This window comes from Noviherbaspirillum sedimenti (assembly GCF_003590835.1).
In the GTDB taxonomy this organism is placed as follows: Bacteria; Pseudomonadota; Gammaproteobacteria; order Burkholderiales; family Burkholderiaceae_D; genus Paucimonas; species Paucimonas sedimenti.
This window is the reverse complement of sequence record NZ_QYUQ01000002.1, coordinates 2,899,849-2,925,020: the sequence shown is the minus strand read 5'-3', so window position 1 is coordinate 2,925,020 and position 25,172 is coordinate 2,899,849. Positions and strand designations below refer to the sequence as shown.

Genomic DNA, 25,172 nt, shown 5'->3' with positions numbered 1-25,172 from the left:
TCCAACTGAAAGTGTTTCGTGGGCCGATGAAAGAACACGTTATTCACTTTCAGATTGCAAAGCTGCAAGTACCTGGTATTACAGCTGTAATTCATAACTGGGCACACCTACAGTTGAAGCGGCAAGCATGGGGAATGGCATGATGATGGCCGCCGGAGAAGACAGTCGACCACTTTCAATATCCTCCGCTCCAATCGGCATATAACTGCAGTACTAGATGCGCCAAGGCGCTATTTGCTTTAACAAGGCGCCCTTCTCTTCTACACGGTCTCCCAACAGTGCAAAGCCGCCCACGCTACTGTCGGCGTTGCGGTATACGGCGCGCATGCTGCCTGCTTTCCCGTCAGTTTCCCAGGCGCCGTCTTGTTGCAATGGCGGTGCTACCACGGTTGGCATTGCAGGGGTTTTGACGACCACGGGCATTGCAGGATAAGTTACCTTGGCAGGCGTGCCGAACAGCGTTTTGGCCAATGCGCGGGCACACTGCATGATTGGCATCACATACGGTAGCAGCAGGTTTTCGACCTCGGCACAATCGCCGATTGCATAAACATGCTCGGCGCTCGTGCGCAAGCAGGCATCTGTCACGATGCCGCGCGCAGTCGTCAGGCCGGCGGCCTGTGCCAGCATAATTCGTGGTACAAGCCCGATTGCCGACAGCACCAGATCGACCTGAAGTGATTTCCCGCCAGAGAGCGACAGGCGGTAGCCATCATCGCTGCGGTCGACAGCCACCGGAGTGCAGCCTGGCCACAACTGTACGCCGATGCCGCTCAGCGCATCCGCCATCACCTGTCCGGCGGGCTCTGGTAAAAAACGGCTCAATGGCCAAGACGCCGGATCGATCAGATCGACCGTGATGCCGCCGCTTGTCAAATCATTGGCAAACTCGCAGCCGATCAAGCCCGCACCTAGTATCGCTACTCGGCGCTTGTCATGCAGCAAGGTATGGAAGCGGAGATAGTCCGCCAGGTCATTGACCGACAGTACGTCTTCTGCCGCATCGCCGGCAAGATCGATTCGGCGTTGGTCGGCACCCAGTGCTAACACCAGCGATTGGTAGCCGGTGTCCTGGTGGTTGATCTGGATGGTGCGGGTCGCCGGATCCAGTGCCGTCACACTGCTGTAGGGAAGTACTTCGGCGTGCAACTGCTCGGCCATTTGAGCAGCGGAATAGCTGGCGATCTTGGCAGGGTCTTTTTTTTGATGAAAGACATTGGACAGCATTGGCTTCGAATAAAAGCTGCCGCAGTCACGGCTGACGATTTTCAATGGTGTGGTTGCGTCCAGTTTGCGAAATTCCCGTGCGACGGTATATCCCGCAAGTCCACTGCCGACAATGATGATCGGTTGCATTTTTAGTTTATCCCTGAAGCGCGGTGGCGCTAATTAAGTTGCAACCATGGCCATTTCGAAATCTGCTTTCCCTACGCCACAGTCTGGACATTCCCAGTCGTCGGGAATATCTTCCCAGCGGGTGCCGGGTGGAACGCCATGTTCAGGCATGCCCTTGCTTTCGTCATATTCCCAGCCACATATCACGCATACCCATCTATTCATTTTTTTGCAATTCCTTGTTATTCGATAGCGCTGGCGACCGGCGCCGTGCCGGCTCGCCAGCTGGCGGTCACTTCATTGCATCGGCGACAGTTTCGGCATTGACCCATTTGCGCAGGGTTTCCTGCATATGGCGGATCATGAATTCGCCGTCCTGCAGAATCATTACGTCCTTGGCGCCGGATTCCAGGCCTTTCTGGATGCGCTCGCAGTTGGTAACGTCTTCGAGTACGATTTCAGCCCAGCGGGCGGCATAGTGTTCCAGCTGCAGCCGGTGACGAACCGAGCTTGCCTTCGGTATCCGGATGGTGAGAATCCAATGTGTCGCGTCGCGGGACAGTGGCCAGAATTCGTGCGTCCAGTAACCGCCGGTCGAGTAATCGATATTGAAATTGGGGAAGATTGAGGTGACGTCTGCCGACCAGCAGGACTCTTTGGTTGGATTGATTGCCGGGTGCGCCCGCAGTCGCAGAACCTCGTCGTTCACATCGCTGCCCAGCAGGCCGCCGGTATCAATTTTGCAGGCGATACGTTCCACTTCCGAGTCGGGTGGCGGAGCGTACTCCGGATTGCCGTAAGCGGACCAGGCGGCATGCAGGCCGAATGTATTTCCGCTCAACGGCCGTGCATATTTGTTGTGCACCGGATTTGCGAATCCTGGTGCCAGCGTGCCGGGGTGAATTGCCGGGACATGGTAAGACTCGGCAAATGCATCCATGATCAGCTTCCAGTTGGCATTGAAGCGCGCTTCAATGACCAATGTTTCATGGTCTTCCCCGAATGGTACGCCGGCATAGGCTTTGCCATAGGGTCCTAAAAATTCTTCGAGACTGATTTCCGGTTCGCGTTGCATGTTAACGAAAATCCAGCCCTCCCAGACACCGGTCGCAATCGGTGTCAGGCCACATTTTTTCTTGTCGAGATTGAAGAAGTTTTTCTGGTCTGGCACGCCGATCAGCGCACCGTCATTTTGGTAGGTCCAGTTATGATACTCGCAGCGAAAGCGCTTTTTTGTTCCACAGTCATCGTTAACCACCAGATTGCCGCGATGGGAACAGACATTATGAAAGGCCTGTACTTTGCCTGCTTCGTTACGGGTCACCAGCACCGATGCCTTGCAAATATCGATTTCCTTGACAAAGTAGCTGTTTTCTTCGGGGAGTTGGTCGACTCGTCCCACAAACAGCCAGGCCCTGCCGAAGACGCGCTTTCTTTCCAGTTCAAAAAAATCCGGAGAAATATACGAATCCACCGGAACCGGTTCGGTGGACAGTCCTGCCGCGAGCGTGAAGCTTTCCTTTGCACCTGCCTCTTCAATGCCTGCCCCGATTGTCATGTCGTTCATTACCCCACCTCTTTATTTCCGATAGTTTTCTGATGATCGCCGCCATTGCGTACTCCGCCGAATGGCCAGGGGCCCTGCGTTACGTTCAGGTCGTTCCGCAATTTCGCATTACGTGCTCTTGGCTGCCCATGAATTTCGACAGCCATGGCGGCATGCGCGATGGCCAGAAGTAGTTTGAAGAGGCGTTCAGCATCTTCGGGCATCTGATCGAGCGGGAACTTGTCGAGATGGGTGATGGCGTCTTCAGCCCGGGCAAGCATGGCATCATAAAAACTGCGGATGTCTTCCATGGATGCCAATGAACGCTGTTTCCAGCGTTCATTATTTGTGTCGCGCACCCAATAGCCGACGAACGGCTCCAGGTTCTCGAAGCCTTCCGGCAATAAGCGATTGGTCGTCATCGTTCAATCTCCTTGCCGAAGCATGCGTGGCAAGACTGCCGTCCTATTGATGGTGGCTTGATGCCCGGTCGTGATATGGATTGTGAGCGTGCCAGTATGCAAAATACCTTTAGGTATCATTGTTCTTGTCTCCTCATAAATGATGAATGTGTAACCGACGTATATCGATTTCGACAGCTTAAGCTTGCTGCACTTTTTTATGCTACAGCGATTGTTCTAGCAATAAACAGGCCAAAACTTAAGCCATTGATTCTTAAGATTTTTTTGTGGTTCGCTATTAGCTATGGGGGCTGAGCTTGACGTTTTCGTTACGCTGTATGCATCTGCGTGACGAATTCGTTGATCGCGGGGGGCATTAACCTGCACATGCCCGGGTACAGCAATGTGTGCCCGGACATCGTGCGTGGCGGCAATTAAAACATGCTTTCATTGTGAAACGATCTGACGACTTCGAGGAATGCCTTCAGAATCGGCGACTCGTCGTCATGCCGATAGATGCAGCTCAAGTCGACTACTGCATTAGGGGCATTTTTCAACGGGCGATAGACAACACCGGGCAGCTGTAAAGTGGTAGCAGACTTTGGCACCAATGAAATTCCAAAGCCACTGGCGACAAGCGCAATGCCGGTGACAGCATCTCCAACCGATTGTGATGCGATCGGAAGGAAGCCTTCTCCTCGGCAGAGATCCATGACCTTGTCGATGAAATTTGGTCGCGCGCCAGTCGGAAACAAAACCATTGGTTCGTTCTTTAGCGCCTGTAACTCAATTTCTTCTTCTTCCGCCAACGGATGCTGCGTGCTCACAGCAACCACGATTGGCTCGGTTGTTACCGGCTCGCTGCGAATATCCGGATAAGGCTCCAGCAGACGGTTGAAGCCCACAGTGATTCTTCGTTGCCGCAATGCATTGATCTGCTCGCTCTTTACCATGGTGTGCAGCACAACATTCACATCTGGATAGATGGTACGGAAGCGTAGTAACAGTTTGGGAATGACATCCAGCGTGCCTGAGCCGAAAATGGCGATGTCGATGCGGCCAAGATTTCCCTGGCCAGCACGCCGGGTCCGTTCTACTGTTTGTTCTATCAGCGAGTATAGATTCTTGCCTTCCTGCAGCAGCAGCTCGCCTGCCTGAGTCAGTTCGACACCCTTGGGCGTGCGTATGAACAGCTGGACGCCAATTGCCTCTTCCAGTTGTTGAATCTGTCGTGTCAACGGAGGCTGCGAAATGTGCAGAGCAACTGCCGCACGTCCAAAATGGAGTTCTTCTGCGACTGCAATGAAATATTTCAAGTGGCGGAATTCCATGCCTATCCAATACTCCTCTGTGAAGTGAACGAGTGGTTCAATCTGCGATGAAAGCGGCGACAAGCAGGTGGTTGGATAGCCGCGCTTTCCGGATGTTTCGGAGGAAAAATTTCCCCGTTTTTGGCAGCATACTATATACCACAGTAGGTTAGACTATGGATCGCAGACGCCCTCGTCACAGCTAATCCTGAGGGACATGTCTCGCGATACGGACGTATGCTTCTGCCATCAGGCGTGGCGCTCGCCCGTGAACTATAACGGAGACACACAGAAATGAAATTGACAGGCCTAATTGAGCGTTTGAATTTGCGCTCGCGGCTTCGCTTCGATCCGGAAAATGGCGAAATATGGCTTCATGAAAACCGGATGTTTTTACTTCATGCGCAAGCGTTCGGTGCCTTGCGCAAGGAATTGTTCGATTCCCTCGGCGTCGAGCGGGCACGTGGGCTTCTGGTGCGGATGGGCTTTGAGTCAGGCAAAAAAGATGCCGAACTAGCAAAGAGAATCGTCGGAGACAATGCTCTGGAAGACGTTTTTCTACTGGGTGCGGAAATGCACATGCTTGAAGGCATGGTGAAAGTGCGTGCTGTGGACTCGAAAATCAATCTTGAGCAAGGCGCTTATCACGGTGAGTTCATTTGGGAATATTCCAGCGAAGCCGAAGCGCATATTCAGCAATTCGGCATCGGCAATGAGCATGCTTGTTGGACCCAGATTGGCTATGCGTCTGGTTATGCAACAGCCTTCACCAATAAACTCGTCATTTTTCGCGAAATGGAATGCAAAGCTTGCGGGGCGGCGAATTGTCGCATCGTCGGCAAGCTGGCAGAAGATTGGGATGACCCCGACTATCTGTGCTATTTCCGTCCCGACAACATCCAGGGAGAGTTAACGGAGTTGCGGGAAGAAGTCGCGCAATTACGCGAAACCTTATCGAGTGAGAAGATGCCGGGCAGCCTTATCGGCGTATCGGACGGCTTTCGCAAGGCATTTAACCTTGTCAGCAAGGCTGCGCCAAGTGCTATCAGCGTACTTCTGCTGGGCGAAACCGGGGTGGGCAAGGAGCGTTTCGCGCGATGGCTGCATGATAACGGACCACGCGCAGACAAGCCGTTTGTGGCGATTAACTGCGCTGCGATTCCGCATGATCTGATCGAATCAGAATTGTTCGGCGTAACCAAGGGAGCCTATACAGGGGCAGACCAATCGAGGCCCGGCCGCTTCGAACGTGCCAACGGCGGCACGCTGTTTCTGGACGAAGTAGGCGAAATGAGCCTGGCAGCACAAGTCAAGCTCTTGCGGGTATTGCAAACCGGCGAAGTGGAGCGGCTCGGTGACAATCGGGTTTTCCAGGTGGATGTGCGTCTTGTCGCGGCGACCAATGTGAACTTGCAGGATGCTATTGCTGCCGGACGTTTCCGGGCAGATTTATATTATCGGCTTGCCACATATCCGATCACCATACCTCCGCTGCGCGAGCGGCGTGCGGACTTGCCTTTGCTGATTAATTCGCTAATTGAAAAACATAGCACGCGGTATCACAAGAAGGTCAGAGGTATAACTGACCGTGCGCTTCTCATGCTGTCTCAATATTCGTGGCCCGGAAACATCCGCGAACTCGAAAATGTCATTGAGCGGGGCGTATTGCTTGTGTCGGCGGGCGGCTATATTGAAGTGGACGATTTATTTGCCCAGATCGAGCAACTGCAGAGAGAAGGCCAAGAGATCGCCAGTGACGGCCACTTGCACGGCAAATCGGATGTCAGGACACCAGACGATTACGAGCAGCTGTTGAGTGATGGTTTTGATCTCAATGCCCACGAGGATAGCCTATTGAAATTTGCTGTGGACAAGGCAAACGGCAACCTCACCCATGCCGCACGCCTTCTCGGCATCACGCGCCGCCAACTGTCATACAGGCTTTCCAAGCGGCCGGAGAGCGCCGGCGAATAGCTGTACATCTAGTGGACTGTAACAATTGATTCGGGAGTGATTCGCTTGCTTGGATCGAAGTACTTCCACTTCACTGGCTTTGGCTGGGTGTTGTAGTGACGGATGTAACGCATGAGTTTTCTCTTGAGATCAGTCAGCGATGTGAAAACGCCCCGCGCAATGACGTCGCGTTCGATTTTTGCAAACCACAGTTCGACCTGATTCAGCCAGGATGAATATGTAGGAGTGAAATGCATATGCACCGTGGGATGCGCCTCCAGAAATGCCGCGACGAGCTTGGTTTTGTGCGCGGAGAGATTGTCGGCGATGACGTGGATTTCTTTGCCCTTGGGTTGGTTGGCGACGATGTCTGTGAGGAAGGCCACGAACTCAGCCGAGGTGTGTCGCACAGCGGTCTTGCCCAGCACCTCGCCAGTCCTGGTGTTGAAGGCGGCATACAACGACAGCGTGCCGTGCCGGTAGTATTCGAATCCATGGCGTTCGGCGCGTCCGGGCGACAACGGCAGCACTGGGTCTTTCCGATCCAGCGCCTGGATCGCAGTTTTTTCGTCCACGCAAAACACGGCCGCGTGCTGGGGCGGATTCATGTAGAGGCCAATCACATCGGCGGCCTTGGTTTCAAAGTCGGGATCGTTGGAGGCGAGATAGCCTTCGAGGCGATGCGGCTTGATGCCATGCTTGGTCCAAATGCGCGCGACCGCCATGTGCGAAATCCCCCCGCCCAGTTCGGCAGCCAGCTTGCGTGTCGACCAGTGCGTCGAACCATCGGCCGGTTTGTGTTTCGTGGTTCGGGCCAGGACGCGTGCCTCGATGCGGTCGGTGACCTTGTAGCGTTCCCGCCCGGCATGGCGCGAAAACAGTCCGGCAAGCCGGTCTGCGGAAAAACGCTTGCTCCAGAGATCAATGAAGCTGTCGCTGCAATCGAGCTTGGCGCGGATATCGGCCCAGGTATGGCCATCGGCCAGCAGCAAAATCAGCCGGGCGCGACGTGCAGTATCTGCCCGTCCATTCCTCGCACTGACCTGTTGTTGGAGCTCCATGCGTTCGCTTTTGGTGAGTATCATCATGCCCTCCATGAGCATGAGTATACTTCGTTTTTAAATGTTACAGTCCACTAGCTTCAAGGCTCTTTCCACCTGCTGGTGCGTCGCGCAGACCACCAGCAATCGACCCAACGCAATTCCCATCGGCTGATTTTTCTATCAGTCCGCATTGCCAAGATGCTTTTGCAGCCTCGGGCATGTCGCCAGACGTAACGCAGTATTCGCTGTCTCTGTACTGGCATGCATCTCTCCCTCGTAAGGCCAATCTCGCACGCGCTGCTACCGCGAGGCGACAGCACTGATGCCGGGTGCGCGCGTCTTTTAATCGCTGTACGGATTCGTACACCACTGCGTTGGCGTGAACCATTGCGTCATGCCATCCCGCATGGCTAAACGTGGATTGAATAAAAATATTATAAAAATCAATCACTTAAATGCTGGCATGGTCGTTGCTATTAAGTCGATACAAATACAGTCGCGCCAACGCTTGGTGAATTGCGCGCGGCATAACAAAGCTTAGGAGACGGCATGACAGCTTCATCGATGTTTGCGCAGACGCCAACTACTACGTCTGGGCAAATCGCAGCGTACCAATTCACGGTCCGGCTATCCAATAGCGGCGAGACCGTAGCTTGCAAGGCAGGCGAGACATTGTTGGCGGCAATCGCACGTACCGGGAAAAAAGGCATCCCGGTGGGCTGTCGTGGTGGCGGTTGCGGTGTCTGTAAGGTGGAAGTGCTATCTGGCCAGGTGCATACCCGGCAAATGAGTCGTCGTCACGTCAGCGAAGATGACGAGCGATCCGGGCGTCTGCTCGCGTGCTGCGTCTATCCGGCCAGCGACTTGCAGGTCTGCGCTATCGGCAGACTGGGGCAGCGCCTCCTGGCGACGTCAACCCATCAGACGATTCATTCGGGGCAGATGCGATGATATCCGATAAAAAAAATCGCACGGCCGTCAATCAGTTTAATCCCGCACACAAGTATGTGCGTATTCGCGAGCTGCGTAGTGACGGCTTCATTGAATTTGATTTTTCCGTCGGAGAGCCAGAGCTGTTCGTCGAGTTAATCCTTGCGGATGAAGCGTTCGACGCGTTCTGTTTAGCCAATAAGGTGACGATTCTCGTAGGCGAAAAAATGATTTCGCCGGGCGACGAGGAATGGTCATGGAATTTGCATGACGCCACCACGGAAAGATTCAAGTCCAGGCATTGATTAATGCAACTAATACCAGCCGCCACAATATAGAGGAGAACACATGCAACTCGATTTGCGCACTGTCAGCATCAAACCATTAAGACAGACTTTTGACCATATCGCAAAGCGTATCGGCGGTGACAAGCCAGCGACCCGATATCAGGAAGGGACGTTTGACGTTCAGCCGACAGAGCATTTTCATTATCGCCCGACATGGGATCCGGACCACGAGCTGTACGATCCGCGTCGGACAAAAATCGTGATGAAGGACTGGTATGCGCTGAAGGATCCGCGCCAGTTCTACTATGGCACCTACACAATGGCGCGTGCGCGCCAGCATGAGGCAGTCGAGGCAGGATTTGTTTTTGTCGAGTCACGCAATCTGACCGAGCAGCTGTCTGAGGAAGTCACGCAGCAAGCGCTCGAACTACTGCTGCCTTTACGCCACCTTGCATGGGGCGGCAACCTGAACAATACCTATATCTGCGCGTATGGATACGGCACCGCAATCACCCAGCCCTGCACATTTCATGCGATGGACCATCTTGCCATTGCACAGTACCTGACCAGGATCGGTCTCCTTCTGGCGGATGCCAACGCGCTCGATTCCGCAAAGCAGGCATGGCTGGTCAATCCGAAATGGCAAGGGCTGCGTCGCTATACAGAAAATCTGCTGGTCAAAAAGGACTGGTTCGAGCTGTTCGTTGCACAAAATTTCGTGCTCGACGGCTTGCTTTACCCGCTCGTCTATCAAAACGTCATTGACAAGAAGATGACGACTTCCGGGGGCGCGCCAATCGCCATGGTCACATCATTCATGACCGACTGGTACGTGGAAACCAGCAAGTGGATTGACGCGTGCATCAAGACGGCGGCGGCAGAATCGGAAGAAAACAAGGCGTTGTTGTCGGAGTGGGCGGCTTACTGGCGTGAGCGTGCTGTCGAAGCACTGGTGCCGCTGGTGATGAAGGCATTGAAATCGGAGGCTAATGAAACGCTCAATGTCGTTGTCGATGCATTCAATGCGCGTGCCGCCAGGCTCGGCCTGTCAATCTGAGGAGCCGCCATGCATAACGTATTCATTGCTCTGCAGGCCAGCGACGAAAGCCGCGCAATTATCGCCGCCATTGTCGAAGACAACCCCACGGCAATCGTCAACGAACAGCCGGCAATGGTCAAGGTGGACGTTCCCGGCCGGATGGTCATCAAACGCGAAACCGTGGAAGAAAAAATCGGACGTGACTTTGATCTGCAAGAACTGCAGCTGCACCTGATCAGCATTTCCGGTCATGTCGATGAGACGGCAGAAGAATTTACGCTGTTCTGGAAATGAATATAAACAATTGAGGGTACAAGGAGATATAGCATGGATATGCAAGTCAAGAAAAAGCTGGGGTTGAAAGAAAAGTACTCGCTGATGACGCGCGACCTGGGCTGGGAAACTACTTATGAGTCCATGGATGATGTTTATCCTTACATGAAGTTTGAGGGCATCAAGATTCATGATTGGGACAAATGGGAAGATCCATTCCGGCTAACGATGGACTCCTACTGGAAGTATCAGGCAGAAAAAGAGAAAAAGCTTTACGCCATTATTGATGCGTTTGCTCAAAATAACGGCCATCTTGGTGTCACCGACGCGCGCTATCTCAATGCGCTGAAGCTGATCATGTCAGCTTTTCCATCACTGGAATACAACTCGCATCGCGGATTTGCCCATATTGGCAGACAGATGCGCGGCGTTGGACCTGCGGTGGCGTGCCAGATGCAGTCGCTGGATGAAATTCGCCATGCGCAGACGCAGATTCACTCTCTCTCCAATTACAACAAGTACTACAACGGCCTCCATGACTGGCGCAACATGAACGACAAGATGTGGTACTTGTCGGTCTCGAAGTCATTCTTTGAAGATGCGATGACCGCCGGGCCATTCGAGTTCATCACGGCCATCGGGTTTTCGTTCGAATACGTACTCACCAATCTCGTGTTCGTTCCATTCATTTCCGGCGCAGCCCACAACGGCGACATGGCTGCGATGACATTCGGCTTTTCCGCGCAGTCCGATGAGGCGCGTCATATGACGCTGGGCCTTGAATTTATCAAGTTCATGCTGGAGCAGGATCCGGACAATCTCCCGATCGTTCAGGGCTGGATCGATAAATGGACATGGCGTGGCGTGCGGGTCCTGACGCTGGTTGCGATGATGATGGATTACATGCTGCCGAAGCGTGTGATGAGCTGGAAAGAGGCATGGGGCATTTACTTCGAAGAGAATGCCATGGCGCTCTTTGACGACCTGGCGCGCTATGGCATCAAGGTGCCGGCATGCGTCGAACAGATCCGCAAGGAGAAAGACCATATCTCGCATCAGGCATGGCTGGCTTTTTATACTGCAGGCGGGATGACCAATTTCCACACCTGGCTGCCAAGTGAAGAAGAAATGACATGGCTGGCGTCGAAGTATCCAGACACGTTCGACAAGTATTACCGTCCCCGTCTTGAATTCTGGAAGCAGAAGGCCGACAAAGGCGAGCGTTTCTATGGCACGACCATGCCGATGCTCTGCCAGACCTGCCAGATCCCGATGATGTTTACCGAACCGGATGACCCGACGCAGATTGCGTACCGGGAGACCACTTACCTTGGCGACAAGTTTCACTTCTGCTCCGATCACTGCAAATGCATTTTCGAAAAAGAGCCGGAGAAATATTCTCAAGCGTGGCTGCCTGCGCACCAGATTTCCCAAGGAAATTGTTTTGCTGAAGGCGCAGATCCGACGGCGCCGGATTTCGATCCCATCAAATCTGTCATGGCGTACTGGAACTTGCAATTCGGAAAAGACAATCTGGATTTCGAAGGATCGGAAGACCAGAAAAATTTTGCCGAATGGCGCCAGGCCTCTACAAAAAACTAAGGGGGAAGACACATGCCTGTTGTATCAATCAAGCTTTATCCGGTGGATAACAAGGACCGCAAAGAAAACTTTCATGGCGCGCAATTGCTGTATGTCGGTTGGGACAAGCATCTGCTGTTTTACGCGCCGACGGTGTTCTGCCTGCCACCGGATACCCGTTTCCGTGATGTCGTTGAAACGCACCTGGCCAATGCCTATGGCGTGCACCCGGAATTTTCCGGCATCGACTGGAATCAAGTGTGTTGGCTAAAGTCTGGCCAGCCATGGACACCGGACATGGATAAATCCATCGCGGAAAACGGCCTTGAGCATAAAGATGTCCTGCGTTTCCAGACACCCGGCAGAGATGGGCTTGCCGGAGTGGGAGTGTAAAAGGGGTCTATATGAGCTATCAACTGACGATCGAACCGCTGGGACGCACGATTGAAGTTCAGGCAGGCCAGACCATTCTTGACGCCAGCCTGCGCGCAGGCCTCCACTTGCCACATGCCTGCGGCCACGGTGTGTGTGGCACCTGCAAAGTGCAGGTGCTAGATGGTGAAATCGAACACGGCGAGGCAACGAATTTCGCGCTCATGGATATCGAGCGTGACGAACAGAAATGCCTGGCGTGTTGCGCAACGCTGCAAAGCGATTTGACGATCGAGGCCGATATCGAGGAAGACCCGGATGCGCAGGAATTTCCGGTTCAGGATTTTAGCGGTGTCGTCAGCAGAATCGAGGACCTTACGCCAACCATCAAAGGCATCTGGATTCGCCTCGATAGTCCAGGCGGAATGCGTTTTCAGGCTGGCCAGTACATCAATCTGAACATGCCGGACGGGCAGACGAGGCGCGCATTTTCGCTTGCAAATGCGCCCTCGGTGAACGGCGAAATCGAGTTGAACATTCGCCATGTACCTGGTGGCACAGTGACCGGCTGGATTCATCAGGAATTGCGCGAAGGCGATTGCGTGAGCTTGAGTGGCCCATATGGACGATTTTTTGTACGGAAGTCGGCCAATCTTCCTTCGCTTTTTCTCGCGGGAGGATCCGGCTTGTCGAGTCCGCGATCAATGATTCTGGAATTGATCGAGGACGGTTGCACACTTCCCATTACTTTGATCTATGGCGCGCGCAGCCGAGATGAGCTCTATTACCACGAGGAGTTTGATCGCCTGGCGGCTGAGCACCCCAACTTCACGTATATCCCGGCCTTATCTGGCGAGCTTGATGGCAATGGCTGGACTAGTGCCAGAGGATTCGTGCATGAGGTGGCGAAGGGGCATTTCAATAATGATTTCCGTGGACATAAAGCATATCTATGTGGTCCGCCCCTCATGATCGATGCATGCATTACGACGCTCATGCAGGGAAGATTATTCGAACGTGACATCTATATGGAGAAATTCTTTTCCGCCGCGGATGCCCAGCGTGTGCGCAGTCCTTTATTCAAAGCGATCTGATTCGTGGCGTCCGGTCAGGGGGGGATGGCAGCGCGCATTGAGTGCTGTGCCCATTGATACCGAAAAGGAAATGAGAGTTACCTCCAAAGGTATTTGACGGTATTGAGGTGCAAACCTAGACTCGATTTCAACAACCATCGCAGAACCAGTCGCTGATGGAAATGTTGTGACGAAAAACGTGATTACAGAGGTGACGATGAATGGTCGCTTCATTACACGCCCCGGTGTGCATTACTGATTAAAAAAGGCGAGATGGCATGCATCAAATAGAGAATTTTATTAACGGCGAGTTCACCTCCGCAATTGGTGGAAAGCGCTTTGAAAAGCGATCGCCACTGGATGGCAAGCTGATTGCCAGCGTCTCCGAAGCGGGACAGCTCGAGGTGGATGCTGCGGTAAGGGCCGCTCGCGCCGCGCTTCAGGGAGAGTGGAGCCGGATCACGATCGATCAACGGACGGAACTTCTGTACGAAGTCGCCAATGAGATCACGCGTCGCTTCGATGATTTTGTTGCCGCAGAAATGGCCGATACGGGGCAGCCGCATCATGTCATGACGCATGCCTTCATTCCGCGCGGTGCAGCCAATTTCAAGGTCTTTGCCGATGTGGTGAAAAACGTCGCAGCCGAGTCCTTTCAGATGGCTACGCCAGACGGGCGTGGCGCGCTGAACTATGCGATCCGCTCACCCAAGGGTGTCATCGGCGTTGTTTGCCCCTGGAACGCGCCATTCCTGCTGATGACCTGGAAAGTCAGTCCGGCGCTCGCATGTGGCAATGCCGTGGTCGTGAAACCTTCCGAGGAAACGCCGCAGACGGCAGCATTGCTTGGCGAAGTCATGAACAAGGTCGGCATACCGAAAGGCGTTTATAACGTCGTGCATGGCTTCGGGCCAGGATCGGCTGGAGAATTTCTGACCCAGCATCAAGGTATCAATGCCATCACCTTTACAGGCGAGACGCGCACCGGCACCGCCATCATGAAAGCGGCGGCCGAAGGAATGCGCGACGTATCGTTTGAACTGGGCGGAAAAAATGCCGGGATCGTGTTCGCCGATTGCGATTTTGACGCTGCAGTCGAGGGAATTTTCCGCTCATCCTTCCTCAATAGCGGGCAGGTCTGCCTGGGCACGGAGCGGGTCTATGTCGAACGTCCGATCTTTGAAAAATTTGTGCAGGCATTGAAGCTGAAGGCTGAGGCTGTGAAGTTCGGTCGGCCGGAGGATCACGCCGTGAATTTCGGCCCCCTCATCAGCCTGGAGCACCAGCGCAAAGTACTTTCCTATTACAAAAAAGCGCTGGACGACGGTGCCAGTCTGGTTACGGGCGGCGGCGTGCCCGACATGTCGGCTGAGCTCAAGGGCGGCGCATGGGTGCAGCCCACCATCTGGACCGGCCTTGCCGACGATGCCGCAGTCGTGAAGGAAGAAATTTTTGGCCCATGTTGCCACATACGTCCGTTCGACACCGAAGACGAAGTGGTCAAGCTTGCCAATGATTCCCAGTATGGGCTTTCCACGACGATCTGGACGCAACATCTTGCGCGTGCGCACCGCGTTGCTGCGCGCGTGGAAGTTGGCATTACCTGGATCAACAGCTGGTTCTTGCGAGATTTGCGCACGCCATTTGGTGGGTCCGGGCAATCCGGGATCGGTCGCGAGGGCGGCATCCATTCCCTGGAGTTCTATACCGAGACGCGCAATATCTGCGTCAAGCTTTGATAGGGGAAGACTCAGATGATGAATGCTCAGAAAATCGAGAAGTATGGTGATGAGTTGTACGAGGCATTGGTCGCAAGAAAGACGGTAGCGCCGCTGCTTGAGCGAGAGCCCGACATCACCATTAACGACGCATACCGGATTCAGCAGCGCATGATCGAGCGCCGCGTGCAGGCCGGAGAGACGATCGTCGGAAAAAAAATCGGTGTCACCAGTAAGGCAATCCAGGATTTCCTCGGCGTGTTTCAACCCGATTTCGGGCAGCTCACCTCGGGCATGAGTTATGCAGATGGCAGCACGATTGATATCGATACGTTGATACAGCCCAAGGCCGAGGCCGAACTGGCTTTTGTTCTCAAAGATGATTTGATTGGTCCCGGCATTACGGCAATGGATGTAATCCGTGCCACGGATTATGTCGTGCCCTGCTTTGAAATCGTCGATTCCCGGATTACCGACTGGAAGATAAAAATTCAGGATACGGTCGCGGACAATGCCTCATGCGGCGTATATGTGCTGGGAAAAACCAAAGGCGATCCGCGCACCTTGGATATCACGCTGGCCGGCATGGTGGTAGAGAAAAATGGCGAGCTGGTGTCGACAGGCGCTGGCGCAGCGGTCCAGGGATCCCCGGCCAACGCCGTTGCATGGCTGGCCAACACGCTCGGAGCACTCGGCATTTCATTCAAGGCTGGCGAGGTGATTCTGTCTGGTGCGCAATCAGCACTTTTGCCGATCAAAGATGGTGATGAACTTGTTTGCACCATCGGCGGCCTGGGAAGCTGCAAGGTTGCATTTTCTGGAAGGAGTGCGGCATGAGCCTGACATTGCAAAAGGAAGACATTATTCGCCTTGCGGAGCGCGTGGCTGAAGCGCAAACCACGGCCCATGTCATTCCGCTGCTGACAGAGGAATTCCCTGCAATGACCGTGGCAGATGGCTACGCCGTGCAACAGGAACTTCGTCGCGGCTGGGTCGTGCGCGGCAACCGCCTTATCGGCTGGAAGATCGGGCTGACATCCAAGGCAAAAATGCAGCAGATGAACGTGTACGAGCCAGCGATCGGATTTCTCACGCACGACATGGCACGGCCGGAAAATTCCACGATCGTTGCCGCCGGGATGATTCATCCGCGCGTGGAGTGTGAAGTGGCATTCGTCACCAGGCAGGCGCTGCGCGGCCCGGACTGTAACAGGGCGCAGGTGTTGGCGGCGACCGACTTTGTTCTGCCTGCCGTCGAAGTGATCGATTCCCGCTATGCCGCGTATAAATTTGACCTCCCCAGCGTCATCGCGGACAACAGTTCCAGCGCCCGTTTCGTGGCTGGCGGACGCGCGCGAAATACGTCTGATCTCGACCTGCGTACGCTCGGTGTAGTGATTGAGATTAACGGCGAAATTGTCGCCACGGGCGCCTCGGCAGCGGTACTCGACCATCCTGCAGAAGCGATCGCCAGGCTGGTCAATATCCTGCATGCGCAAGGTGAAGAACTGGCGGCTGGCAGTTTCGTCATGAGCGGTGGAATTACCGAAGCGATTCCGGTAAAGGCGGGCGATCACGTGACGGCACGATTTCAGGAACTTGGAAGTGTTTCCATGCGGTTTATATGACCAGCATTGAGCGCTACATGAAAGTTGATCAACGAAAAGGGTTCTACCAGCTCATTAGGGGAAAAAATGCCAATTATTGAAATTCACCTTCTTGAAGGCCGTTCTGTCATTCAAAAACGCGCCCTGATAGCAGGCATTACCGACGCAGTGACGAACGCCCTGGGTGTTAAATCCGATCAAGTAAGGATCTTGATTGACGAGTTATTGCCGGAGCATTTTGCGGTTTCCGGAAAAACCAGAGGGGAACATCTTGAGCGAGTCCATAGCGAGACTCTCAACGCGACTTATGGGATGGCAAATCATGAAAAAAATTAAATGCGCACTGATCGGCTCCGGCAATATTGGAACAGATCTGATCTATAAAATCCAGCGTAGTGCGGTGCTGGAACCAGTGTGGATGGTCGGGATTGATCCAGACTCGGAAGGTCTTGCGTTTGCCAGAAAGATGGGCATCAAGACAACCGCTGAAGGCATCGATGGATTGTTGCCGCATATTGAAGCAGATGGCATCAAGATTGCATTTGACGCCACATCTGCCTATGTGCATGCGGAAAATTCACGCAAGCTCAATGGGCTTGGCGTCATGGTAATCGACTTGACACCGGCCGCAATTGGACCGCTTTGCGTTCCCCCGGTCAATCTACGCTCGATTGCCGAACGTGGTGAGATGAATGTGAACATGATTTCCTGTGCGGGGCAGGCAACGATCCCCATCGTCTATGCGGTGTCAAGTGTGCAGCCCGTAGCGTATGGAGAAATCATCGCCAGCATCTCGTCAAAATCCGCCGGGCCAGGAACCCGCAAGAATTTGGATGAATTCTCTTGCACGACGTCGAACGCGATCCAGAAAGTCGGCGGCGCAAAGTCAGGTAAAGCAATGGCGATCATCAATCCGGCCGAGCCGCCAATGATGATGCGAAACACGATCTACTGCGAAACAGAAGGCGAGCCGGATCAGCCAGCCATCATTGCGTCAGTTCTGGCCATGATCAAAGAAGTTCAAAAATATGTTCCAGGCTATCGGCTTGTCAACGGCCCCGTCTTCGACGGTCATCAGGTTTCTGTCTATATGGAGGTGGCTGGCTTGGGCGACTACTTGCCAACCTATGCCGGCAATCTGGACATTATGACTGCAGCGGCAACGCGCACAGCGGAAATGTTTGCAGAACAGATGCTCGCCGGAGCACTGAAACTCTCGCCGAAACAGAAGGAGATCGCGTGATGTCTTTAAAAGGAAAAAAAGTATTTTTGCATGACATGTGTCTGCGCGATGGTATGCACTCCAAGCATCATCAGATGACACTGGACGAGATGGTGCGTGTTGCCACCGCGCTGGATGATGCCGGTGTCCCGTTGATTCAAGTGACGCATGGGGATGGTCTTGGCGGTCATTCACTGAATCTTGGGCGTGCGCTACATACCAACGAAGAATATCTCAATGCAGTAATTCCGAAACTTAAGCAGGCAAAAGTATCTGTGTTGCTGGTGCCTGGTCTGGGAAGCATGGACCAATTGCGTTCTGCGCGCGCATGCGGGGTGCACAGCGTGCATGTGGCTACGCATTGCACAGAAGCCGATGTCGCCGAGCAGCATATCGCCTGTGCGAAAAATCTGGGAATGGATACGACCGGCTTTCTGATGATGGCGCACCTGAATTCTCCGGAAGGTCTGCTCAAGCAAGGATTGCTGATGGAGTCTTATGGCGCCAATTGCATTTATGTCACGGATTCCGCAGGTTACCTGCTGCCGGAGGATGTCAAGGCGCGTATCCGCCTACTCCGCGATGTCCTGAAGCCGGAGACCGAACTTGGTTTTCATGGCCACAATAATCTCGGCATGGGCGTGGCAAATTCCATCGCTGCATTGGAGGCCGGCGCAAACCGGATCGATGGATCGGTAGGTGGTCTTGGCGCAGGTGCAGGGAATACGGCGCTCGAAGTCTTCGCCGCCGTGTGCGATCGGATGGGCATTGAAACAGGTGTTGATCTTTTTAAACTGATGGACATTGCCGAAGAAATCGTTGTGCCATTGATGGATACCCTGGTGCGAGTAGACCGCGAATCGCTCACGATTGGCTACGCAGGCGTCTATTCCACTTTCCTGTATCCGGCCCAACGGGCAGCAAAGAAATATGGCGTGCCGGCGCGCGATATCTTGATCGAGATGAGCCGCAGAAAGTTGATCGGCGGCCAGGAAGACATGATTGAAGACACTGCGATGACGATGGCCAAAGAGCGCGGTCTTTTGAAAGCCGTTGCTTGATCAACCCTTGATGGGCGGTGGCCAGGCTGGCGGCCCTCATTGCAACAAATATTAAATAATTTTAAGGAGACGAAAATGGCACTAAGAGGCGTTCTGCGATTGGGCGAGGTTTGCATCCGGGTATTGGATATGAAGGCGGCCCGCCGCCATTATGGCGACCGCATGGGTCTGATTGAAGTGATGACCGACGCGGAGGGTAAGCATTATTACAAGGCGTGGGATGAGCATGATCACCACTGCATCGTGTTGCGCGAGGCAGACTCTGCCGGAATCGACTCCTTCGCATTCAAGGTTTACGACGACCAAACTCTTACGGATCTCGAAGAAAAGTTAAATGCCTATGGAATTCCGGTGGAACGTATTGCCGCTGGCGTCTATCCAAAAAGTGGTCGACGCTTGCAGTTTGTCCTGCCGAGCGGTCACACGATGCATCTTTATGCTGAAAAAGAACAGATCGGCAATACGCTGGGGACCAGTAATCCAGGGGTGATGCCAGACGAAGGTGTCGTCCGCGGCTTCCGGATCAACCGCATTGACCATGTGCTGTTAGGCGGCGTGAATATTGACGAGAACGCCAAGCTATTCCAGGAAGTGTTCGAATTCGATATGACAGAGCGTCTGGTGGATGCGGATTCCAAACAGTCGCTTGCGCTGTTTGTCAGTTGCTCTACCAAGCCGCATGATGTCGCATTCGTTCTGCAACCAGAGCCGAATCGATTCCATCATGTTTCCTTCCTTCTGGATTCGATCAACGATCTTTTCCATGCTGCGGACTTGATCGGAAAATATCGCATTCCCGTTGATGTAAATACCAACAGGCATGGCATTACACGCGGTGCGACGATTTATTTCTTTGATCCATCCGGTAACCGCAATGAAGTGTTCACCGGTGGTTATGTTCACTATCCCGACACTCCGGTGCTTACCTGGGATACGAGCGACCTCGGAGCAGCCTCTTTTTCCCAGGACAACACCCCGCGAGAAAGTTTCTTTAACGTCTTGACCTGATGGGCAGCGGCGATCCCGATCTTTAAAACTTGCCCTTTGCGCTGCTGTTGTCGGCAGAGCGCTTGGCGCGCGCTCATTCAAGACTTGTTGTCCGGGCGGTTGATGTGACTTTTTGGTCTGGAAAAAATTGTTGATACGGGTTCGGTATCGACGGTTGATATAAAAAGCATTGGACTGTAATGCCTTCGGAAAATAGCATGAATATCAGCCGTATTAGCCGCCCTTTAATACATGTGGAATGGTAAAAAAATGCAACGTGCTCTCAAACTTTTCATGTCCGCGCTCCCGCTGTTGATCGTCGGTGGCTTGCTCTATGCAGGACTTTTCATCAAGCCGGTGCCCGCCGGAGGCTCTGTATCAATTCCTGTTTTCGCGCGCGGCGAAGGCTTTTACGGCTTGTCGGTGGCGGATCGTTCAACGGTATGGGTCGTTGGCAGCAACGGAAAAATTGCGGCAACAGAAAACGGTGGCGCCGAATGGCAAGTTCAGGCTACCGGCGTCACAGAGACATTGCAAAGCGTGTCCGCCTGGGATAAGCAGCGTGCCGTTGCGGTCGGCAATGGCGGGGTGGTGGTGGTAACCGAGGATGGCGGCCAAAGCTGGCGCAATGTCGAAGTTCCAAAGTCGAGCATCGCAAACAAACTGTTGACTGTTTTGGTGCAGCCTGGCGGCAGCGCATGGGCGGCTGGTGAGGCTGGCAACATTCTGCATTCAACAGATTTCGGCACAACCTGGCGACAAGCCGGCGCGCACGAAGACTCGGCATGGAATGACATTGCGATCACGAAGAATCAGGTTTGGCTGGTTGGAGAATTCGGTCGGGTCAAGGTTTCCGACGACAACGGCGCCACTTGGCGCAAGGTCACGGTCCCTGCCAAAAGCAGCTTGATGTCGGTTTCGTTTAATGACGACGGGGTGGGTGTTGCCGTCGGTCTTGGCGGCATCGTTCTGGTCACGCGTGATGGCGGTGGAAAATGGGAGCTGGCCAGCAAGGCTTCGGCCGAGCATATGTTCAACGTGATGTGGGATGGCCAGCGCTGGCTGGCAGTGGGTGCCAACGGCGCGATTCTGGTGGGCGACGCCAAGGGCGCCGAATGGAAAGCGACCCGATTGTCCGAGCTCGATCGCAACTGGTACACCGCGATTGCAATGCATGAGGGGCATTACTACTTGTCCGGTTCGCGGGTCGTCGTGACGCCGGCAAACGTTTTGTAAGCCATATCAATGCCCAATTCCAGAGTGCGCCATTTAAAGAAGAGATACATATGAAGACTTCCAAATCAAGCAGGCTCGAGAAATTTGTCGAGGCATGCATCCGGCACCGTATTGCAGTTACCGTCATTTTTACGCTCCTGACACTGGTCATGGGATTCTTCGCTGCGCGGGTCGAAGTCAAGACCGTGTTTGACGACCTGCTGCCCACCAGTCATGACTACATTGAAGTACATAAACGCTTCCGCCAGGATTTTGGCGGATCGAATATGGTCAGCATCATGGTGGAAGTGGAGCAGGGCGATATCTTCAACATCGGAGCGCTCGAAAAAGTCAAGAAGCTCACCAACGATCTGGCGCTCGTTCATGGCGTCAATCCGTTCCAGATTCTCTCGTTGGCATCGAGTAAGTTGAAAGACATCAAGTCTTCTACCGATGCGATTGAATCGAGTCCAGTCATGTTCCCGGATGTTCCCAAGACGGCGCAAGAGATGGATGCGCTCAGGAATACAGTCCTGAAGAGCCCATTGATCTATGGGGCCTATGTGTCTCAGGATTTGAAGGCCGCCCTGATTACTGTCGACTTTTACGAAAATGAGGTCGATTACAGCAAGATTTTCCCCCAGATCATGAAGCTCGTTGATTCTGCTCAGGGCGACGGTGTGCGCGTACGGGTGGTGGGTGAACCTATCCTGTTCGGCTGGGTGGACTTCTATGTCCCGGAAACGATGCAGATTTTCATGATGACGCTGGCCTGCCTGTTGGCGCTGCTCTTCGTGACTGCGCGTACCTGGCGTGGCACCTTGTTGCCCTTGCTTGCCGGCGCAACGAGCGCTATCTGGGCGTTGGGTGCGGCGCGGTTGATCGGTTACAACCTTGATCCGCTGGTTATCGTGATTGCCTTCCTGATTACGGCGCGTTCGATTTCCCATTCCGTGCAACTGGTGACACGCTTCGGGGATGAACTGGCGACGGGCGCGTCGACGCCGCGTGCAGCAGCGAGTTCCGCGATGCTGCAGTTGTTCAAGCCGGGGATGCTTGGCGTGGTTGCCGATGCCGGATGCATGGTTGTCGTGGTTCTCACGCCAATCCCATTGATGCAAAAAATCTCGCTCATTGGCACCATCTGGGTGCTCACGATCGGTCTGTGCGCGTGCGTCATGACCCCGGTCTTGCTTTCCTGGGTCAAGCAGCCAAAGGGATTTGCGCATCCGATCAATATCGCCCCGGCCCTGGAACGCTTACTGGACCTTTGCATCGCGGTGGCGACATCGCGCCGGCGTTACTTTGTGTTGGCGGGCACGGCGGTGGTATTGCTCGGTTCCGGCGCATACGCTTTCAAGCTGCAGGTGGGTGACGCCGACGCAGGTTCGCCCATCCTGTGGCGGGACTCTCGCTATAACCAGGATGCCGCTGCCATCAATAAGCAGTTCCAGGGTGCGGACCGCATGTATGTTGTATTCGAAGGAAAGCAGCCCGGTGCGATCAAGGAGCCAGCAGTGTTGAATAGCATGGCGTCTATGCAGCGCTTCATGGGAGCGCAACCCGAGATCGGCGGCAGCCTCTCGCTCGTCGATATTTTGCCGATGGTAAATCAAGTGCTGCGCGAGGGTAATCCGCGCTACCGCGACCTTGGCCGGAGTGCCAACGAAAACGGCGAGCTGCTCTACATGTGGGGCCCCGATGCCGGCGATGCCGCCCGTTTCATGGAGCCGCAGCAAACTTCTGCGCCAGTAACTTTCTTTTTCAAGGACCATCGTGGCGAAACGATTCGCACGGCGATCCATCGCGTCAAGGAATTCATTGCGGAAAACCCGATAGAGCAGGGCAAGTACGTGCTTGCCGGCGGCCTGATTGGTGTGACAGCTGCCGTCAACGAAGTGATCTTTGCTGGTCAGATCGAGAGTATCGCCTTGGCTTTGCTTGTTCTCGTCATCTGTTGTGCCGTGGCTTACAGGTCCACGCGCGCAGGTATTTTTTTCATGGTGCCCGTGGTGCTGTCCAATACCATCACCTTTAGTGTGATGGCATGGCAGGGCATTGGCATGACCTTGAGTACGCTGCCGGTTGCTGCACTCGGAATCGGCCTTGGCGTTGATTATGCGTTCTACGTCGTCGACGCGATCCGTGAGGAATTGCATGAGAACGACAACCTGGAACTTGCGATCGCCAAGGCCTTGCGCACTGCGGGCATGGGCGTCCTGATTACCTCGCTTACCTTGACTGTGAGCGTGGTCCTGTGGTTTTCGTCATCACTGCGATTCCAGGCGGAGATGGGCATCCTGATGGCGATCTGGCTGTTCGTTTCTTCATTCAGCGCACTCTTCATTGTTCCGTCGATGGTCTACGTATTCAAACCGGAATTCGTGATGAGTAAGCGAAAAAAAACGGTCGCTGATTGCGGTGCGATGCCCGCGAGAAGAATGGTGATGGCCGCTTAGTGCATGAGCGGGCGACAGGCAGTGGTGGATTTAATTGGTAGTAATTAAATATGACAATGGAGGAGACATGAAAAATATATCAGACAAAACAATCGACGTGTTGCGACGATCTGCGGCATCCATTCTGGTGCTAGGGGCAGTTTGTAGCAATGCCATGGCTGCAGATGAACCGGCTGTTGAGGAAGAATCAAATGGGAATTATTTCAAGGTGGGTGGATACGCCCGCACCTGGCTGTCATGGAACCTGCGCGACAAGATCGATGTAACCAGTCCGCTCCCTGGGCAGCCGCCCTATTCCCAGTTGGGCGGCAAGGGAAAAATGATGATGCAGCGTGCAGCGGTGCAACTGACTGCCGATGCCAAGAGCGGTCCGGTGACATGGCGAGCAGTTGGCCGAGTGGATCGTGAAGCGATCACCTCCTATCAAAAGGAATTGCAATCGCGCTCTTGTTATAGCGCGACGATCGCGGGCTCGCCCGTGGGCCCCGGCTGCAATGTTCGCGATAGCTACAATCAAGGTGAGTTGCGTGAGTTTTACGCGGATTTTAATTTGGGTGAGCGCGTTTCCGTTCGTCTCGGCAAGCAACAAGTTGTATTCGGGGAGACCGATTTTTTCCACCCGAACGATTTGCTCCATGGCTTCGACTATCGCTGGCGCCTGTTTGGCGAGCCTGAAAGCGACGAGCTGCGCAAGCCGCTCATCATGGCCAATGTGAAGATTGCCGTGCCCGAGGCGCAAGGCAGTTTGCAAGTTGTGGTGCGTCCCGGCTGGGATCGCAAGAAAGACATCGGCAACACCTATGACATTTCAGGCGGACGCTGGTCGGCTTCGCCGAACATGGGTGTTGACTACCTGGCGTATGCAACCGCATTCAATTATGACCACCCGGACGCAGATTACAAAAAGGTCACAGGGGCGATTCGTTGGGCGGGCACGGCGGGGAACCTGAATTATGCGTTGGGTTACCAGCGCGTATTCCAGCCGGACTTCGTTCTCAATCCCTGTGGTGTGTTCGCCGGCGCGGGACAGCGGGATGCCAGCGGCTGCGTGGGAAGCCTGTATTACAAGCAGGCGCCGCAAAACAAGGCATATGGCGACTGGATTTATCCAATCATCGATGTCTTCGGATTCAGCGCCAGCGGTGAAAGCCAGACGATCGATGCGGTCGTGAACTTCGAGATGGCATACCAGAAAGGCCGTCTGTTCAATTCGAATTCGAATGTCAGCGGTGTGCCGAATGCCAGCGGTTTTTTCCAGATCCCCAACAATGCCGGCACGATGGGCCCGATCGTCAAGAAGGATGTGGTTCAGACCACCCTGCGGATAGACAAGCAGGTGCGTTTGCAGGATTGGCTTGGCACGAATGCCCCTTCGTTCTCGTCCATCCAGATATTTGACACCTGGGTGCCTCAATTGCGAAGTGGTGAGGACGTTGTCGCCGCGGTTGGCGGTGCGGCACCACTGCGCAAACATTACACGATCGGTACCGCGCTCATGCAGTTTCCGTACATGAATTCTCGGCTTACCTACATGTTGGCCGTTGGACGGGAGTTCCAGGCGCGCACCAGCTTCTTTATTCCGAGTGTGACTTACAACATCGGCAACAACTGGCGTCTTTCCGCTGACGCCGTGTTCTTCCGTGCTGATCACGCCAGGACCGACAATATTGTCGACCCAGGATATCAAAGCGCAGGCTTTGCCGCTATGAACCGCCATGACTACGCAACTATTCGTGCCACCTATCAGTTCTGAGAAAAGG

At 54.1% G+C, this 25,172-nt stretch carries 24 protein-coding genes; 18 read left to right on the top strand and 6 right to left on the bottom strand.

All coding sequences use genetic code 11. The features are described 5' to 3' along the window. Positions 1–213: 213 nt before the first annotated feature. From D3878_RS13695 to D3878_RS13675, 5 genes are all read right to left on the bottom strand, one after another. Positions 214–1,356 carry an FAD-dependent oxidoreductase gene (locus D3878_RS13695; protein WP_119785998.1) on the bottom strand — a complete coding sequence of 381 codons (1,143 nt, stop codon included), beginning with the start codon at positions 1,354–1,356 and terminating at the stop codon, positions 214–216. Positions 1,357–1,389: 33 nt separating this feature from the next. Beyond that, positions 1,390–1,560, bottom strand: a complete 171-nt coding sequence (locus tag D3878_RS13690) for a rubredoxin (protein WP_119785997.1) — start codon at positions 1,558–1,560, stop codon at positions 1,390–1,392. Positions 1,561–1,627: 67 nt separating this feature from the next. Beyond that, the gene (locus tag D3878_RS13685; protein WP_199688164.1) at positions 1,628–2,902 is read right to left on the bottom strand and encodes an aromatic ring-hydroxylating oxygenase subunit alpha; all 1,275 of its coding nucleotides are present in this window, start codon (positions 2,900–2,902) and stop codon (positions 1,628–1,630) included. Next, the gene (locus tag D3878_RS13680) at positions 2,902–3,303 is read right to left on the bottom strand and encodes a hypothetical protein (protein ID WP_199688163.1); all 402 of its coding nucleotides are present in this window, start codon (positions 3,301–3,303) and stop codon (positions 2,902–2,904) included. The genes D3878_RS13685 and D3878_RS13680 overlap by 1 nt, the downstream gene beginning before the upstream one ends. Positions 3,304–3,716: 413 nt before the next feature. Further along, on the bottom strand, positions 3,717–4,613 hold the full coding sequence (locus D3878_RS13675; protein WP_119785996.1) for a LysR family transcriptional regulator: 897 nt from the start codon (positions 4,611–4,613) through the stop codon (positions 3,717–3,719). Between the two features lie 273 nt (positions 4,614–4,886). Between D3878_RS13675 and D3878_RS13670 the strand changes: the two genes are divergently transcribed. After that, positions 4,887–6,566 carry a sigma-54-dependent Fis family transcriptional regulator gene (locus D3878_RS13670; protein ID WP_119785995.1) on the top strand — a complete coding sequence of 560 codons (1,680 nt, stop codon included), beginning with the start codon at positions 4,887–4,889 and terminating at the stop codon, positions 6,564–6,566. Positions 6,567–6,574: 8 nt separating this feature from the next. Here D3878_RS13670 and D3878_RS13665 read toward each other — a convergent pair whose 3' ends face one another. After that, positions 6,575–7,630: an IS630 family transposase gene (locus tag D3878_RS13665; protein ID WP_119787672.1), complete on the bottom strand. Its 1,056-nt coding sequence runs from the start codon at positions 7,628–7,630 to the stop codon at positions 6,575–6,577. 507 nt (positions 7,631–8,137) lie between these two features. Here D3878_RS13665 and D3878_RS13660 point away from each other — a divergent pair. The 17 genes from D3878_RS13660 to D3878_RS13580 all read left to right on the top strand — a co-directional run bounded on the left by D3878_RS13660 (position 8,138) and on the right by D3878_RS13580 (position 25,165). Continuing rightward, positions 8,138–8,539, top strand: a complete 402-nt coding sequence (locus D3878_RS13660; protein ID WP_233556328.1) for a 2Fe-2S iron-sulfur cluster-binding protein — start codon at positions 8,138–8,140, stop codon at positions 8,537–8,539. Next, the gene (locus D3878_RS13655) at positions 8,536–8,823 is read left to right on the top strand and encodes a phenol hydroxylase subunit (RefSeq protein ID WP_119785994.1); all 288 of its coding nucleotides are present in this window, start codon (positions 8,536–8,538) and stop codon (positions 8,821–8,823) included. The genes D3878_RS13660 and D3878_RS13655 overlap by 4 nt, the downstream gene beginning before the upstream one ends. Before the next feature lie 43 nt (positions 8,824–8,866). Then, positions 8,867–9,862 carry an aromatic/alkene monooxygenase hydroxylase subunit beta gene (locus D3878_RS13650; protein ID WP_119785993.1) on the top strand — a complete coding sequence of 332 codons (996 nt, stop codon included), beginning with the start codon at positions 8,867–8,869 and terminating at the stop codon, positions 9,860–9,862. 9 nt (positions 9,863–9,871) lie between these two features. Next, a complete protein-coding gene (locus D3878_RS13645) occupies positions 9,872–10,138 on the top strand; it encodes an MmoB/DmpM family protein (protein WP_119785992.1) in 267 nt (88 codons plus the stop codon). 33 nt (positions 10,139–10,171) lie between these two features. Continuing rightward, complete coding sequence (locus D3878_RS13640; protein ID WP_119785991.1) at positions 10,172–11,719, top strand: YHS domain-containing protein; 1,548 nt, start codon at positions 10,172–10,174, stop codon at positions 11,717–11,719. A 12-nt stretch (positions 11,720–11,731) separates the two neighbouring features. Beyond that, positions 11,732–12,091, top strand: coding sequence for a phenol hydroxylase subunit P4 (locus D3878_RS13635; protein WP_119785990.1), 360 nt, complete (start codon positions 11,732–11,734; stop codon positions 12,089–12,091). Between the two features lie 11 nt (positions 12,092–12,102). After that, positions 12,103–13,164 (top strand): NADH:ubiquinone reductase (Na(+)-transporting) subunit F, encoded by a 1,062-nt coding sequence (locus D3878_RS13630; RefSeq protein ID WP_119785989.1) that lies wholly within the window; start codon positions 12,103–12,105, stop codon positions 13,162–13,164. A 257-nt stretch (positions 13,165–13,421) separates the two neighbouring features. Next, positions 13,422–14,882 (top strand): 2-hydroxymuconic semialdehyde dehydrogenase, encoded by a 1,461-nt coding sequence (locus D3878_RS13625; RefSeq protein WP_119785988.1) that lies wholly within the window; start codon positions 13,422–13,424, stop codon positions 14,880–14,882. 18 nt (positions 14,883–14,900) lie between these two features. Next, on the top strand, positions 14,901–15,698 hold the full coding sequence (gene dmpE / locus D3878_RS13620) for a 2-oxopent-4-enoate hydratase (RefSeq protein WP_119787891.1): 798 nt from the start codon (positions 14,901–14,903) through the stop codon (positions 15,696–15,698). A gap of 2 nt (positions 15,699–15,700) precedes the next feature. Further along, entirely contained in the window at positions 15,701–16,489 is a 789-nt protein-coding gene (dmpH, locus tag D3878_RS13615; protein WP_420799579.1) for a 2-oxo-3-hexenedioate decarboxylase, read from the top strand. Between the two features lie 66 nt (positions 16,490–16,555). After that, the gene (locus tag D3878_RS13610; protein WP_119787890.1) at positions 16,556–16,804 is read left to right on the top strand and encodes a 2-hydroxymuconate tautomerase; all 249 of its coding nucleotides are present in this window, start codon (positions 16,556–16,558) and stop codon (positions 16,802–16,804) included. Then, a complete protein-coding gene (locus D3878_RS13605; protein WP_274381943.1) occupies positions 16,788–17,711 on the top strand; it encodes an acetaldehyde dehydrogenase (acetylating) in 924 nt (307 codons plus the stop codon). Before D3878_RS13610 ends, D3878_RS13605 begins: the two co-directional genes overlap by 17 nt. Next, positions 17,708–18,751, top strand: coding sequence for a 4-hydroxy-2-oxovalerate aldolase (gene dmpG / locus D3878_RS13600; protein WP_338016806.1), 1,044 nt, complete (start codon positions 17,708–17,710; stop codon positions 18,749–18,751). Before D3878_RS13605 ends, dmpG begins: the two co-directional genes overlap by 4 nt. Before the next feature lie 75 nt (positions 18,752–18,826). Continuing rightward, complete coding sequence (locus tag D3878_RS13595) at positions 18,827–19,759, top strand: catechol 2,3-dioxygenase (protein WP_119785984.1); 933 nt, start codon at positions 18,827–18,829, stop codon at positions 19,757–19,759. 249 nt (positions 19,760–20,008) lie between these two features. Then, on the top strand, positions 20,009–20,974 hold the full coding sequence (locus tag D3878_RS13590; protein WP_119787889.1) for a WD40/YVTN/BNR-like repeat-containing protein: 966 nt from the start codon (positions 20,009–20,011) through the stop codon (positions 20,972–20,974). A gap of 50 nt (positions 20,975–21,024) precedes the next feature. After that, the gene (locus tag D3878_RS13585; RefSeq protein WP_119785983.1) at positions 21,025–23,412 is read left to right on the top strand and encodes an efflux RND transporter permease subunit; all 2,388 of its coding nucleotides are present in this window, start codon (positions 21,025–21,027) and stop codon (positions 23,410–23,412) included. 67 nt (positions 23,413–23,479) lie between these two features. Next, positions 23,480–25,165 (top strand): DUF1302 family protein, encoded by a 1,686-nt coding sequence (locus D3878_RS13580; protein WP_119785982.1) that lies wholly within the window; start codon positions 23,480–23,482, stop codon positions 25,163–25,165. The last annotated feature ends 7 nt before the right edge of the window (positions 25,166–25,172 follow it).

Excerpts from the sequence above, each read along its gene's own strand:
- D3878_RS13695 (WP_119785998.1), bottom strand. The coding sequence starts at position 1,356 with ATGCAACCGATCATCATTGTCGGCAGTGGACTTGCGGGATATACCGTC.
- D3878_RS13690 (WP_119785997.1), bottom strand. The coding sequence starts at position 1,560 with ATGAATAGATGGGTATGCGTGATATGTGGCTGGGAATATGACGAAAGC.
- D3878_RS13685 (WP_199688164.1), bottom strand. The coding sequence starts at position 2,902 with ATGAACGACATGACAATCGGGGCAGGCATTGAAGAGGCAGGTGCAAAG.
- D3878_RS13680 (WP_199688163.1), bottom strand. The coding sequence starts at position 3,303 with ATGACGACCAATCGCTTATTGCCGGAAGGCTTCGAGAACCTGGAGCCG.
- D3878_RS13675 (WP_119785996.1), bottom strand. The coding sequence starts at position 4,613 with ATGGAATTCCGCCACTTGAAATATTTCATTGCAGTCGCAGAAGAACTC.
- D3878_RS13670 (WP_119785995.1), top strand. The coding sequence starts at position 4,887 with ATGAAATTGACAGGCCTAATTGAGCGTTTGAATTTGCGCTCGCGGCTT.
- D3878_RS13665 (WP_119787672.1), bottom strand. The coding sequence starts at position 7,630 with ATGATACTCACCAAAAGCGAACGCATGGAGCTCCAACAACAGGTCAGT.
- D3878_RS13660 (WP_233556328.1), top strand. The coding sequence starts at position 8,138 with ATGACAGCTTCATCGATGTTTGCGCAGACGCCAACTACTACGTCTGGG.
- D3878_RS13655 (WP_119785994.1), top strand. The coding sequence starts at position 8,536 with ATGATATCCGATAAAAAAAATCGCACGGCCGTCAATCAGTTTAATCCC.
- D3878_RS13650 (WP_119785993.1), top strand. The coding sequence starts at position 8,867 with ATGCAACTCGATTTGCGCACTGTCAGCATCAAACCATTAAGACAGACT.
- D3878_RS13645 (WP_119785992.1), top strand. The coding sequence starts at position 9,872 with ATGCATAACGTATTCATTGCTCTGCAGGCCAGCGACGAAAGCCGCGCA.
- D3878_RS13640 (WP_119785991.1), top strand. The coding sequence starts at position 10,172 with ATGGATATGCAAGTCAAGAAAAAGCTGGGGTTGAAAGAAAAGTACTCG.
- D3878_RS13635 (WP_119785990.1), top strand. The coding sequence starts at position 11,732 with ATGCCTGTTGTATCAATCAAGCTTTATCCGGTGGATAACAAGGACCGC.
- D3878_RS13630 (WP_119785989.1), top strand. The coding sequence starts at position 12,103 with ATGAGCTATCAACTGACGATCGAACCGCTGGGACGCACGATTGAAGTT.
- D3878_RS13625 (WP_119785988.1), top strand. The coding sequence starts at position 13,422 with ATGCATCAAATAGAGAATTTTATTAACGGCGAGTTCACCTCCGCAATT.
- dmpE (WP_119787891.1), top strand. The coding sequence starts at position 14,901 with ATGAATGCTCAGAAAATCGAGAAGTATGGTGATGAGTTGTACGAGGCA.
- D3878_RS13610 (WP_119787890.1), top strand. The coding sequence starts at position 16,556 with ATGCCAATTATTGAAATTCACCTTCTTGAAGGCCGTTCTGTCATTCAA.
- D3878_RS13595 (WP_119785984.1), top strand. The coding sequence starts at position 18,827 with ATGGCACTAAGAGGCGTTCTGCGATTGGGCGAGGTTTGCATCCGGGTA.
- D3878_RS13590 (WP_119787889.1), top strand. The coding sequence starts at position 20,009 with ATGCAACGTGCTCTCAAACTTTTCATGTCCGCGCTCCCGCTGTTGATC.
- D3878_RS13585 (WP_119785983.1), top strand. The coding sequence starts at position 21,025 with ATGAAGACTTCCAAATCAAGCAGGCTCGAGAAATTTGTCGAGGCATGC.
- D3878_RS13580 (WP_119785982.1), top strand. The coding sequence starts at position 23,480 with ATGAAAAATATATCAGACAAAACAATCGACGTGTTGCGACGATCTGCG.